The 11,463-nt window shown below is 65.4% G+C and carries 14 protein-coding genes; 8 read left to right on the plus strand and 6 right to left on the minus strand.

Annotated elements, in window-relative coordinates; translation table 11 throughout:
* Window positions 1-2 precede the first annotated feature (2 nt).
* The 5 genes from ACVMDN_RS34775 to ACVMDN_RS34795 all read right to left on the minus strand — a co-directional run bounded on the left by ACVMDN_RS34775 (window position 3) and on the right by ACVMDN_RS34795 (window position 4,558).
* A complete protein-coding gene (locus tag ACVMDN_RS34775; protein WP_076834938.1) occupies window positions 3-503 on the minus strand; it encodes a GTP-binding protein in 501 nt (166 codons plus the stop codon).
* Window positions 503-2,254, minus strand: a complete 1,752-nt coding sequence (locus tag ACVMDN_RS34780; protein WP_057018934.1) for an OmpA family protein — start codon at window positions 2,252-2,254, stop codon at window positions 503-505. Before ACVMDN_RS34780 ends, ACVMDN_RS34775 begins: the two co-directional genes overlap by 1 nt.
* Window position 2,255: 1 nt before the next feature.
* The gene (locus tag ACVMDN_RS34785) at window positions 2,256-2,642 is read right to left on the minus strand and encodes a hypothetical protein (RefSeq protein ID WP_229161741.1); all 387 of its coding nucleotides are present in this window, start codon (window positions 2,640-2,642) and stop codon (window positions 2,256-2,258) included.
* Between the two features lie 139 nt (window positions 2,643-2,781).
* Window positions 2,782-3,438 (minus strand): response regulator transcription factor, encoded by a 657-nt coding sequence (locus tag ACVMDN_RS34790; RefSeq protein ID WP_028335911.1) that lies wholly within the window; start codon window positions 3,436-3,438, stop codon window positions 2,782-2,784.
* Window positions 3,439-3,487: 49 nt separating this feature from the next.
* The gene (locus tag ACVMDN_RS34795; RefSeq protein WP_076834937.1) at window positions 3,488-4,558 is read right to left on the minus strand and encodes a histidine kinase; all 1,071 of its coding nucleotides are present in this window, start codon (window positions 4,556-4,558) and stop codon (window positions 3,488-3,490) included.
* 248 nt (window positions 4,559-4,806) lie between these two features.
* On the opposite strand from ACVMDN_RS34795, the gene ACVMDN_RS34800 reads away from it, so the two are divergent.
* The 5 genes from ACVMDN_RS34800 to ACVMDN_RS34820 all read left to right on the plus strand — a co-directional run bounded on the left by ACVMDN_RS34800 (window position 4,807) and on the right by ACVMDN_RS34820 (window position 8,025).
* Complete coding sequence (locus ACVMDN_RS34800; protein ID WP_244559031.1) at window positions 4,807-5,121, plus strand: hypothetical protein; 315 nt, start codon at window positions 4,807-4,809, stop codon at window positions 5,119-5,121.
* Between the two features lie 220 nt (window positions 5,122-5,341).
* Window positions 5,342-5,794 carry a MarR family winged helix-turn-helix transcriptional regulator gene (locus ACVMDN_RS34805; protein WP_076834935.1) on the plus strand — a complete coding sequence of 151 codons (453 nt, stop codon included), beginning with the start codon at window positions 5,342-5,344 and terminating at the stop codon, window positions 5,792-5,794.
* A gap of 41 nt (window positions 5,795-5,835) precedes the next feature.
* The gene (locus ACVMDN_RS34810; protein WP_076834934.1) at window positions 5,836-6,450 is read left to right on the plus strand and encodes an isochorismatase family protein; all 615 of its coding nucleotides are present in this window, start codon (window positions 5,836-5,838) and stop codon (window positions 6,448-6,450) included.
* Window positions 6,437-6,766, plus strand: a complete 330-nt coding sequence (locus ACVMDN_RS34815; RefSeq protein WP_016848133.1) for a hypothetical protein — start codon at window positions 6,437-6,439, stop codon at window positions 6,764-6,766. Before ACVMDN_RS34810 ends, ACVMDN_RS34815 begins: the two co-directional genes overlap by 14 nt.
* Window positions 6,763-8,025: an MFS transporter gene (locus ACVMDN_RS34820; protein WP_076834933.1), complete on the plus strand. Its 1,263-nt coding sequence runs from the start codon at window positions 6,763-6,765 to the stop codon at window positions 8,023-8,025. Before ACVMDN_RS34815 ends, ACVMDN_RS34820 begins: the two co-directional genes overlap by 4 nt.
* A gap of 68 nt (window positions 8,026-8,093) precedes the next feature.
* On the opposite strand, the gene ACVMDN_RS34825 is transcribed toward ACVMDN_RS34820, so the two are convergent.
* On the minus strand, window positions 8,094-8,270 hold the full coding sequence (locus tag ACVMDN_RS34825) for an MJ0042-type zinc finger domain-containing protein (RefSeq protein ID WP_307720421.1): 177 nt from the start codon (window positions 8,268-8,270) through the stop codon (window positions 8,094-8,096).
* Window positions 8,271-8,661: 391 nt separating this feature from the next.
* Between ACVMDN_RS34825 and ACVMDN_RS34830 the strand changes: the two genes are divergently transcribed.
* From ACVMDN_RS34830 to ACVMDN_RS34840, 3 genes are read left to right on the plus strand one after another with little or no spacing between them, the layout of a single operon-like run.
* On the plus strand, window positions 8,662-9,369 hold the full coding sequence (locus ACVMDN_RS34830) for a TetR/AcrR family transcriptional regulator (RefSeq protein ID WP_076834932.1): 708 nt from the start codon (window positions 8,662-8,664) through the stop codon (window positions 9,367-9,369).
* A gap of 20 nt (window positions 9,370-9,389) precedes the next feature.
* A complete protein-coding gene (locus ACVMDN_RS34835; RefSeq protein ID WP_076834931.1) occupies window positions 9,390-10,361 on the plus strand; it encodes an ABC transporter permease in 972 nt (323 codons plus the stop codon).
* Window positions 10,362-10,403: 42 nt separating this feature from the next.
* Window positions 10,404-11,420: a sugar ABC transporter substrate-binding protein gene (locus ACVMDN_RS34840; RefSeq protein WP_028340412.1), complete on the plus strand. Its 1,017-nt coding sequence runs from the start codon at window positions 10,404-10,406 to the stop codon at window positions 11,418-11,420.
* Window positions 11,421-11,463 lie beyond the last annotated feature (43 nt).

An 11,463-nucleotide genomic window follows, 5' to 3' on the forward strand; every position in this document is an offset into this window, starting at 1 on the left:
TACTAGAGCTGGCGGCGGCGGATGGTCTGGGCGAGTTCGACAAAGCTCTCGGCGATGCCGACGCCGGTCTTGGCGCTGACCGATTTGACGCTCGACTTCGCAAGCCCGGCAATCGCGCCCGCGCTGCCCGCGGCTTCCGGCAGATCGATCTTGTTCAGCAGCGCCCGGTAGGGCCGGCCGGGGAAGCGCTCCTCGAAGCCGCGGACCAGTTCCACCATGCGGGTCACCGTCTGCGGCCGCGTGACGTCGGACACGATGATGGCGGCGGACGCGCCGGTGACGTAGACGGTGTCGAAGATCTGCGTGCCGAAATCGCCGTCGGTGTCCCACAGCACGAGGCGCGTCGGATCGCTGCCACCCGCCGGCGCCACGTCGTGGCTCAGGATCTCGACGCCCAGCGTCGATTTGTACTGGCCCTCGAACCGGTTGTAGATCAGCCGATAGAGGATCGACGTCTTGCCGACCCCCATATCGCCGAGCAGCATGACTTTCGCGGTGAGCATCAGCGGGCCACTTCGCCTCGATAGACCGTCTCGAACGCCACGCGGCGATTACCGCCGACGGTGGAGTCGACCCGGTCGGTGATCGGCATCGTCGCCGCGCGCGAAACCAAAATCAGCCGCGACGAATCGACCCCGAGCGCGGTCAGCCTGCGCTGGACCTGCTCGGCCCGCTTGCGCGCCAGCGTCCGGTTGGTGCCTTCCGTGCCGCTCTGATCGGCATAGCCGACGATGCGCAGCCTGAGATCGTTGTTCGCCATTAGTCCGGCGAGTTCGCGCAGCTGCTGCTCGGCCTGGTCGTTGTCGAGGACTTCGTCTGAATTGTTCGCGAAGAAGATCGCGGTGGTGGCGATGAAGCGGTCGAGCCGCGCCGCCGGACCGTCGGCGACGGCTTGCAGCTTCGAATATTGCTCGGCCAATTTGGCATACTGCTCGCCGAGCCTGTCATATTGCTCGGTCAGGGCGACATATTTCTGGTCGCCCGACTTCGCCTGCGCACCGATCGCCTCGCGCATCTGGTCGAGGCTCGCCTGCAGGCGCGTCAGGCTCTGCTGCAGGCCCGCGATGCCGGCCTGCGATGCCGCGATTTGCTCGGGTGCGGACACCAGACCGATGTGGTTGACGATCTTGTACGGTGCCGCGGCCGCAGCGAGCGCATCGATCAACGGCGCGGTTTCCAGCTGGCTCGGCTCGATGCCTGAAACGGCCACGCTTCGGCTGCCGTGATCGAAGTCGAGCCGCAGCGGGAACGAGGCCAGCAACGGCTGCTTTGCGGCGAGCTGTTCCAGCGCCGCCTGGGTCCGCCGCTCCAACAGGCCGCGCGTCACCGATGTCGCGGCAAGCCAGAGCAGCAGCGCGGCCACGGCCGCGAGCAAGGCGAACAGGATCACCTTGCCGCGCCGGCTCGCGATCCGCCGTGGCGTATCGTCGGTCTCGATCGCGGCTGCCAGCGACGCCAGCATCGGCCCGTCGCAATCCGCGCCGCGGTCGATGCGCTCGATCGCATCGAAGAACAGCGAGTTGATCCTGGCATTGTCGGCTGGCCGCAACGGTCCCAGGCACTCCGCCGCCAGAATGAAGCGGGGCGAGGCGCGCAGCGCGAGCTGTCGTCCGCCGAAATCGAGCGTCTGCAGATTGCCTTCGCCGGCGAGCGCCTGCACCGAGAATTCCAGGATCGCCGCGACCATCGCGCTGAGCAGGTCGGCGCGTTCGTCGGCGGTCGCATCGCGCTTCCAGTCCGCGATCAGGCGGCCATTGCCGCGTTCGATGATCAGGAGCCGGTTGATCTGCGGCGGCTGATCGGCGAGCACGAATTCGCTGATCGGGCGTCCCGTCACCAGCGATTTGACGCGGCCGACCCACAATTGCGCCGAGGTCAACGCATTGATGCGCTGCTCGAGCGAGGCAACCAGCTCCCTGAACGAATTCGCCACCGCGGCGCTGACCAGCCGGCCGACGATCGGATAGAGCGCCTCGATCATCTGCTCGCGCGAGTTCTTGATCTCGCTGCGGATCGCCGAGACCACGACCGGCGCAATCGCGCTGGCGAGCTCGCGCGGCCGGTTGACCTCGGCGCGCTCCAGCGCCTCGACCAGGATGCCCGCGGTTGCCGTCTCCAGGCGGTCGGCGTTGCCGACATAGCGCTGCAGCGAGTCGAGGTCGGCCTCCAGCGACGTCAGGCGCGTCGCCTCGGGCTGAAACAGCAATGTCTTGAGCTGCTCGATCTCGCGGTTCTGGCCGGCAGCAGCTGCCATGCTATTTGCCCGTGCGGCCGGATCCCAATCCGCTGATGACCGAGCCGAGCTGGGTGATCGCCGCGCCGACATCCTTCAGCGAGTCGAGCCGCTTCTGCTCGGTATCCCGCTCGAGGTCGGAGAGCCGCGCCGAAAGCGCGGTGAGCTCGTTAGTGAAGTCCGCCTGCATCTGCTTGAGCGATGCCTGCATCTCCTCGCGCAGACCCGAGAGGTTGGTCTCGAGCGAACGTTGCGCGCCGCCGAACAGCAGGTCGCGAACCTGATCGATCGCCGCCATGCCATGCGCCGCCGGATCCACGCCGTTGCCGGCCGCCGCAGCGTCCGCCGGTCCGTCCGTACCTTTGGTCTGGCGCTCGATACCCTTCATGGTCATTTCCCGCTTACTCATAGCCGTGCAATCCGGACCTGCGGTGTCAAAAAGCAAATCCGAAACAAACCTATAGCCAATTTTGCGGGCGCGGCCCAGAGAAAGGCGAGCAATCTCAGCCGGATCAACCGCGTGGTTGTGCGATCACGGCCAATTATTTCTAGTAAGTTATTGCCTTTATTGCGAGTTCTGTACGGTTCTTGACCTGGCATTTCTCCAGAATCGTGCTGACATAGTTCTTCACGGTTCCTTCGGCCAAATGCAGCTGCTCGCCGATCTCGGTGTTGCTCTTGCCCTCGACGATCAGCGTAAGAATTTCATTCTCCCGCGCCGTCAGCCCATCGCGAACCGGCAGCTTCGCCGAGACGCGCGGGCCGCGCAGCCGCTTGAACTCATCGAGGATGCGCGCGGCGACGCCGGGCGAAAGCCCGGACTGGCCGTTGATGACCGCGCGGATGGTCGAGGCGATCTCCTCCATCCTGGCGTCCTTCAAGAGATAAGCCTTGGCGCCTGCGCTCACCGCCTCGAAGATCAGGTCGTTGGTCTCGAACGTCGTCAGCACCACGATATGGGTCTGCGGCAATTCGCGGAGAATCCGCTGGGTCGCGGCGATGCCGTCGACCCGCGGCATCTGCAGATCCATCAGGATGACATCCGGCCGATAGCGCCGCGCGAATTCGATGGCCTGCTCGCCGTCGGCCGCGCCGGGAAGGATCTCGAAATCGTCGTTCTGCTGGGCGAGCAGCGTGGCGATACCTTCCCTGATCAGCGTCTGATCCTCGGCGATCAGCACCCGTATCTTCTCAATTCTGCTCACGGGCTTTCCGTCATCCTCTCGAAAACGCGTTGCATGCGCGGCAACGAATTCAATCGGCCAGCACGCCGGCAGACGCCGCCGGCGGCACCGCCACGGGGAGCGAGATCCGGACCAGCGTTCCCTGCCCGGGCGCGCTCTCCACCGCGCAGCTGCCGCCGACAAGTTCAGCAAATTCGGCCATGCCAATCAATCCGAAATGTCCTGGCGTCGGGACCGCGAGATCGAAGCCGCGGCCGTCATCGCGGATCTCGACAATCAGCTTGCGGCCGACCGCGGCCGGTTCGTCGAAGGCGTGAAAGGAGACGCGGCGCGCCTGCGCATGCGTCTGAACATTGCGCAGTGCCTCGCTGAGGATGCGCTGAACCGTCAAGCCGCAATCGCGCAAGCCGGGGCGCGCCGCTTCGTCGATCTGGATCGACACCCTGACACCGCTGCGCGCGGCGAAGTCGCTGAGCAGCCCCTCGACGTCGGGATCAAGCTTCAGATCGTCGGGCGTGCGCAGGCGATCGATGGCTTCGCGGGCGCGGTTCAGGCCGCTCGCGGCCGCATCTTCAGCGGTCGCGAGGCTGTCCGCCACACGGGCGGGATCGGCCGACAAATAATGCCGGATCAGCCGGATCTGGGTCAGCAGCGCCACGATCGAGTGCACCAGCGTATCGTGCAGATCGCGGGCCAGCCGCAACCGCGTCCGCGCCAGCGAGGCAAAGCGCACCTCCGCGCTCGCCGCCTCGAGCTGCTGCTCCATCAGGCGCCGGGCGCGACGCTCGCTGCCGAGCAGCGTTTCGACCTGACGGCCGGCAAAATCCGGCATGGCGATGACGAAGTAATGCGACTGCGCGCCGTTCCACAGCACGACCGCCGTCATCGGTTGCGTGATGTCAGGCGACGCGCCACGCACACCGGCCAGCGCGATCATGTCCCGCTGGCCTCCGGCAAGCGCCGCCAACTCGGCTTCCATGCCGACCAGCAACACACACTCGCAGCAATCGACGCCGGTTGCCGGAAGCCACTCGACCAGCCGGCCGATCTTCCGCTGCATGCTTCGATCGGCGCCGATGACGGCGAGACCGATGACGTCGGCTTCTGCGGCCGCAAGCAAATCCGCGCTCAGATCGATCATGCGTTGCCCATCAGCTCAGCGAGCAGCCCACTCTGGCGTAAGCCGGCAGCGGTCGCAAACGAATATGACTTTCGTCACAACCGGTCCTGACCTTCGTCAGATGCCGCGGCTGCTCGAAATGCGGTTCTGTCTCACGAATGAGCAACAGCGCAAGCCATGATGTGCCACATGCCGGCGTCCATGGCGATGCCGACCGGGCGCCGGGCCTCGCGAAAGGTCGCGCCAGTCGGCCGGAATGTGAGCTGACAATGAAGGGCGCACCACGGAAACCGTCGGGCATCGAGCTGCGCATGCTGGCGGAAGCAAGCAAGCCCGCGCGGCGCCGGCGCCTGAGCGCAACCCAGAAGATGGCATTGCAGGAAGCGCTCGCCGGCCGCCTGCAGCTCTATCCGCGCGGATATGCCGCGAGCAAGACGGGGCCGTTCCACTCCCGACGCGCCATTCTCGGACTGGTGCGCGCCGGCCTGATGAGCCTCAGCGCGACGGCGCGCTATGCGGCCGTGACCAGGCGCGCGCGCGAGATGTACGAGGCCGCGGCAAGCAGCGACCCTGCGCCCGAGTAAGCGCGCGCCATTACGCTGAGGCGCTCGAAGCCCTCACCGTCCAGCATTTCTCCGTTGAAGCTTGGCCGACGTCACATGTGCGCGGACGCTCTCGCGTGCCGCGCCGATTCCGGCCGCGAGCAGCGTCAGACCAGCCGGCTGGCTACAGCAGGACACGTATGCAGATAAACTGCGAAGATAATCTTTACAGTTTACCTTCATATATGCTATCCGATCCGGCATGAGCAATGGACCGGCCCGCCCCGGCTCGGCGCGCACATCCGCGCTGGCCGAAGATCTTCGCCTGTTGATTGGAAGGCTGAAGCGGCGGCTTCGCGAGCAGGGTCAACGCGAGGACCTCCCGCCTTCCCAGGTCGCGGTGCTGCTTCGCCTCGAAAAGGATGGCCCCGCGACCGTGTCCAGCCTCGCGCGATCGGAGGGTATGCGTCCGCAATCGATGAGCTCGGCGATATCGGCGCTCGAGGCTGCGGGCCTGGTCCGCGGCGCGCCGGATCCGGACGACGGCCGGCAGACCATCATGTCGCTCACCGATAGCTGCCGCGAGCGGCTTCGCACCGGCCGCGCCGCACGGCAGGACTGGCTGTCGCGCACCATCGCCGCGCGGCTGTCGGCGCGGGAGCAGGACGAACTCGCCGCCGCCGTCGGCTTGCTGAAGCGGCTGGTCGAGGATTGAGGCCGGCTGCGCTGCGACAGCTTGCGAGAAAGGTAACGACTATGGCCCTGACCACGCTCGATCCGATCACCGCATTGATCGTCATCGATCTGCAAAGCGGCCTCATGGGCTGGCCCTTCGCCCATCCGATCGGCGACATCGTGGCTCGCGCCGCCGCGCTTGGCGCTGCGTTCCGGCGGCACGGTCTGCCGGTCGCGCTGGTCAATGTCGACGGCAGCTCGCCGGGACGAACCGAGCAGGCGCCGCGCCATGGAAATCCAATTGGAAATCCCATTGGAAATCCATTTGGCGGCCCGCTTCCCGACGGATGGACCGATCTCATTCCGGAGCTCGACCGACAGCCCGGCGACATCGTTGTGACCAAGCGAACGCGAGGCGCATTTGCCAGCACCGACCTCGAAAGCCTGCTGAGAGCGCGTGGCGTCACGCAAGTCGTGATCGCCGGCGTCGCCACCGCGGGCGGCGTCGAATCGACGGCGAGACAGGCCTATGAGGCGGGCTTCAACGTCACGCTCGCAATCGACGCCATGACCGATGCGCGGTCGCACGCACATGAATACAGCATCGAGCACGTGTTCCCGCGGCTTGGCGAAACCGGCTCGACGCAGGCGATCATCGATCTCGTTGAAAGGACCAACGCGCATGAACTGGCTTGATCTCGTCGCCTATTTCTTCGGCGGCGCCTTTCTCACCAATGCGATCCCCCACGTCGTCGCCGGCATGATGGGCGAAGCGTTCCAGAGCCCGTTCGCCAAACCGCCCGGCGAAGGCCTGTCCTCATCGACCGTCAACATCGTGTGGGGCTTCTTCAACCTCGCGGTCGGATATCTCCTGGTCTGCCGCGTCGGCGACTTCGGCTTGCGAACCACCAGCGACGTCGCAGCGCTCGGTCTCGGCGGTCTTCTGATCGGCCTGTTCCTGGCGCGGCGGTTCGGGCGGTTTCACGGCGGGAATGAACCTCAGAGAACATGAGACGCGTCTTTCGATCGCTCGCGAGCTTCAACTACCGGGTCTGGGCGGCCGGCGCGCTGGTATCCAACGTCGGCACCTGGATGCAGCGCGCGGCGCAGGACTGGCTGGTTCTCACCCAGCTGACAAATCACAGCGCGTCCGCCGTCGGCATCGTGATGGCGCTGCAATTCGGGCCACAACTATTATTGATGCCGTGGACCGGCTTTGCCGCCGATCACTTCAACCAGCGCAAACTGCTGATGGCGACCCAGGCGACGATGGGCGCGCTCGCACTCATCCTCGGCATTCTCACCGTCACCGGGCTGGTGCAGCTCTGGCACGTCTACACCTTCGCGTTCCTGTTCGGCTGCGCGGCGGCGCTCGATGCCCCGGTGCGACAGACCTTCGTCGCCGAACTGGTCAGCGATACCAATCTGTCGAATGCGATCGCGCTGAACTCGACCTCGTTCAACGCCGCGCGCATGATCGGCCCCGCCGTCGCCGGCCTGATTATCGCCTCCGTCGGCACCGGCTGGGCATTCCTGTTCAACGGCGCATCGTTCCTGGCGGTGCTGACCTCGCTGACCCTGCTGCGCACCTCCGAGCTGCGCCCGAACGCGCGCGCCCATCGCACCAAGGGCAGCGTGATGCAGGGCTTCCACTATGTCTGGTCGCGGCCCGATCTCAGGGCGACGCTGATCATGCTGTTTCTGATCGGGACCTTCGGACTGAACTTTCCGATCTTCATTTCCACCATGGCGGTTGGCGTTTTCCACACCGATGCGCGCGGCTTCGGCCTGCTGTCGTCGATAATGGCGCTCGGAACGATGTCGGGCGCGCTGCTGGCAGCGAGCCGCGAGGAGCCGCGCTTCGGCTCGCTGATGCTGGGTGCCGCGATCTTCGGGCTGGGCTGCACGCTCGCCGCATTGGCGCCGAGCTATTGGCTGTTTGCCGCGGCGCTGGTCGTGATCGGCGTCGCCGCGCTGACCGTCACCAGCACCTCGAACGCGCTGATGCAGCTCTCGACCGAGCCGGCGATGCGCGGACGGGTGATGGCGCTGCGGCTCGGCGTTGCGCTCGGCGGCACGCCGATCGGCGCGCCGATCGTCGGCTGGGTCGCCGATCACCTCGGCCCGCGCTGGGCCCTCGGCGTCGGCGCCGCCGCCGGCTTTGCCGCAGCGATCGTGGCGATCGGCATGCTGTCCCGATCGGGCGGCGAAGCCGAGCGCCGCAGCCAGGAGGCGCGAAGGAGCGAGGTCAACCTGCCGCAGCAGCGTTGAGCGTGGCGCCACCGACCGGCGCTGCTACCCTGTTTCGGACGCGTGTCCTTTCACCCGAACTGAAAACGCTAGTAGGCGTAGGACGTCTTGCCCGGCCGCACGGTCAGCCGAAAGGCGACATCGGTCGAACCATCCATCAGCTCGATGATGTGGTCGCACACCAGACAGCGAAACTCACCCGCGACGCCGCCCTTCGACGTCAATTCGATCCGGCGATAGCCGGCCTGGCAATGGGGGCACGTCACGTCAGATTTTCGCATCGAATCAGCAAGCCGTTGCGCTCTTGAGCTTCCCACACGCCCATCATCGGAATGTGACGCCCGTCTAACCGGCGTGCTGGTCGACCAGACTACCTGGAATTTGTGCTGTGCTTTCAGCGCGAAAAGTTCCCGACGATGGCCAGAACGACGACGCGCCCAGGCCGGCAACACGGCCGCGGACCCAAAAAACGAGCGAGCGCTCTCTCAGAAAATTTCATCATCCCCCTTTTCCGGGCGCCGTTTCGTGGGCTAGGAATTAGACAAGGGCGTAAAGCCCGGCTCGGACCAGCAACAAAATGAAATGGTCCCGGAGCATAGCCAGGGAGGCAACGTGGGTCTCGCGCGTCAGCGACCGGGGACGGCGAATGCGTTCGCGATGGACGTGCTTTGCGCGCGCATCCTCGAACGTCATCGGGATTCCATCCGGGTCCAGAAAACCCATCTCGCCGTTCCGAATCTCACGCGCATCATCGGCGCCACGCTCACGCTTTCCAACAAGCACGGCTTTCACGCCACCACGCTGCGCCAGCTCGCGGAGGCCTCGGGCCTCAGCATGGGCGGCCTTTATACGTATTTCGACAGCAAGCCGACGCTGCTGTCGATGATCCTCGGCGAGGTCGCCGAGACGGTGGCGGAGGTCCTCAACTCGCCGCCCGCGGACGTGAAGCAGGATGCGCGCAAGCATCTGCACTGGATCATCGCGACCCATGTCCGGATGAGCGAGGCGATGCAGCCCTGGTTCGTGTTCTGCTTCATGGAAGCGAAGTCGTTTCCGCCGGCGGAGCGCCAGCGCGCCATCGAGATGGAGGTGATGACCGAGAAGATCATCGCCGGCGTCCTCAAGCAGGGCGTCGCCAGCGGCGTCTTCACGATCGACCAGGTCACGCTGACGGCATCGCTGATCAAGCCGCTGCTGCAGGACTGGTACGTCAAGCGCGCCAAGTACCGCAGACGTGGCACCTCGATCGAGGCCTACATCAACACCGTCGGCGCATTCGTCGACGCTGCGGTCGCAGCCAGGACGCGGCCCGGCCGCGTCGCGACCGGCTCCCGCACCAGATCCAGGCAGACGGCGCACCTATAGACGCAAGGAAGGGCGAGGCAATGAAGCGCTTGCGGTTCAATCAACAGGAGATCGTCTTCGCCGTCTTTGCCGTGCTGTTCCTGGCGTTCTCGATCTTCCTGCGCGGCTTCCTGACGCCGGAGAACATGCTGACGCTGCTGCAGAACGTCGCGGTGCTCGGCATCCTCGGGCTTGCGATGGCGATCGTCGTGATCGGGCGCGGCATCGACATCTCCCTGATCGCAGCGCTCGCGGTGCCGCCGGGGCTTGTGCTGCAGATGGTGCAGAACGGCCACTCGCTGCCGACCGCGCTGGTGACGGCCGTGCTGCTCACGATCGCGTTCGGCCTGGTCAATGGCTGGCTGATCGCCTATGCCGAGGTCCCTTCGCTGTTTGCGACGCTGGCGACCGGCCTGCTGCTCGCCGGCCTTGGGCAGGCCGCGCTGTTTCAGCTCGACGTCGTGCAGTGGAGCGACGGCATGAAGGGCTTCGAGCGGCTCGGACAAGGCACCATCCTCGGCATTCCGACCTCGATCGTGATGTTCGCGATCGCCTGCGTCGTGGTCGCGTTCCTGCTGCGCCAGACGCGCTGGGGCGCCTATATCTACGCGATCGGCGATAATCCCTACGCCGCCCGCGTCACCGGCATCCCCTCGCGCCCGATCATCGTGCTGCAATACGTCGTCGCGGCGCTGATCGGCTGCTTCGCGGGCCTCGTGATGGCGGCATCGGTCAACTCGATGCCGACCCGCATCTTCAATTCGACCCTGATCTACGACGTCATCCTCGTCGTCGTGCTCGGCGGCATCGGCCTGTCGGGCGGCCGCGGCGGCGTGCTCAACGTCGTCATCGGCACGCTGCTGATCGGCACCATGCTGAACGGCATGACCATCATGGACATTTCCTACGCCGGACAAAATCTCGTCAAGGGTGTCGTCCTGCTGCTCGCCGTCATCACGGATTCATTCCTGAATCCGCGCAACGAAGAAACGGCACAGCAGGGCGACATCTGAACCAAGCCACAAGAACATTCAATCACGACCAAGGAGGAAGCAATGAAATACGCTGTCAGGACTGCAAAGGTGATCGCCGCGGCGCTTGGGCTTGCCGCCATCGCCGCCCCGGCTCTGGCCCAGCAGGGCCTGGACGAGCCGTTCCAGAAGCCGTTCAGGGAAGCCCTCGCCGGCAAGACGGTGGCCTACGTTCCGGTCGCCATGAACTTCGACCTCACCGAAGGCTGGTACGCCGGCATGAAGAAGGAGCTCGAGCCCTTCGGCGTGAAGTTCGAGATCCGCGATCCCAACTGGAACACCAATGCCGGCGCGCAGGCAGTGACCTCGCTGATCTCGGAGAAGCCCGCCGTGATGGTGATCCACAATCCGGACGTGCAGACCTACGCCAAGTTGCTGCAGCGCGCCGAGAACGAAGGCATCTACGTCATCCAGATCAACATGGGATCGGCCTATCGCTCGTCGGCCTTTGTCGGCGCCAACTGGATCGAGATCGGCGAGCGCGACACCGAAGCCGTGGTGAAGGCCTGCCAGGGCAAGTCGAACAAGATCGCAATCGTGCAGGGCGCGCTCTCGGCGGCCGCCAGCGCCTACACGCTCAAGGGCGTCGAGAACGTGCTCGCCAAGCATCCGGAGATCAAGGTGGTCTCGAGCCAGGCGGCCGACTGGGATGCCGCGAAGGCCAAGGCGATCACCCAGACGGTGCTGAAGCAGAATCCTGATCTTTGCGGCATCGTCGGCTTCTGGGACGGCATGGACATCGGCACCGCCGCTGCGGTGAAGGAAGCCGGCCTGACCGGCAAGGTGTTCGTCGCGACCTCTGGCGGCGGCGAGCGCAAGGGCGCCTGCGAGCTGGTGAAGTCCGGCGCGTTCGATCTCAACATGAGCTACGACGTGCCCACCCAGGCCGCGCAGATGGCCGGCACGATCAAATGGCTGCTGTCGTCGGGCGCCAAGGCCGGCTCGATCAAGGGGTCGGAATACACGACGCTGATTCCGATCACCAAAGAGAACGCGGACAGCCAGACCGCGTGCTGGAATCTCAGTGACCTGAAAAAATAGTCGAACCATTCCCGCTCGACGTCCCGGGCGATCTCACCCGGGA

It is taken from the genome of Bradyrhizobium sp. USDA 4510 (genome assembly GCF_054059095.1).

Excerpts from the sequence above, each read along its gene's own strand:
- ACVMDN_RS34775 (WP_076834938.1), bottom strand. The coding sequence starts at position 503 with ATGCTCACCGCGAAAGTCATGCTGCTCGGCGATATGGGGGTCGGCAAG.
- ACVMDN_RS34780 (WP_057018934.1), bottom strand. The coding sequence starts at position 2,254 with ATGGCAGCTGCTGCCGGCCAGAACCGCGAGATCGAGCAGCTCAAGACA.
- ACVMDN_RS34785 (WP_229161741.1), bottom strand. The coding sequence starts at position 2,642 with ATGAGTAAGCGGGAAATGACCATGAAGGGTATCGAGCGCCAGACCAAA.
- ACVMDN_RS34795 (WP_076834937.1), bottom strand. The coding sequence starts at position 4,558 with ATGATCGATCTGAGCGCGGATTTGCTTGCGGCCGCAGAAGCCGACGTC.
- ACVMDN_RS34800 (WP_244559031.1), top strand. The coding sequence starts at position 4,807 with ATGAAGGGCGCACCACGGAAACCGTCGGGCATCGAGCTGCGCATGCTG.
- ACVMDN_RS34805 (WP_076834935.1), top strand. The coding sequence starts at position 5,342 with ATGAGCAATGGACCGGCCCGCCCCGGCTCGGCGCGCACATCCGCGCTG.
- ACVMDN_RS34810 (WP_076834934.1), top strand. The coding sequence starts at position 5,836 with ATGGCCCTGACCACGCTCGATCCGATCACCGCATTGATCGTCATCGAT.
- ACVMDN_RS34815 (WP_016848133.1), top strand. The coding sequence starts at position 6,437 with ATGAACTGGCTTGATCTCGTCGCCTATTTCTTCGGCGGCGCCTTTCTC.
- ACVMDN_RS34820 (WP_076834933.1), top strand. The coding sequence starts at position 6,763 with ATGAGACGCGTCTTTCGATCGCTCGCGAGCTTCAACTACCGGGTCTGG.
- ACVMDN_RS34830 (WP_076834932.1), top strand. The coding sequence starts at position 8,662 with ATGGACGTGCTTTGCGCGCGCATCCTCGAACGTCATCGGGATTCCATC.
- ACVMDN_RS34835 (WP_076834931.1), top strand. The coding sequence starts at position 9,390 with ATGAAGCGCTTGCGGTTCAATCAACAGGAGATCGTCTTCGCCGTCTTT.
- ACVMDN_RS34840 (WP_028340412.1), top strand. The coding sequence starts at position 10,404 with ATGAAATACGCTGTCAGGACTGCAAAGGTGATCGCCGCGGCGCTTGGG.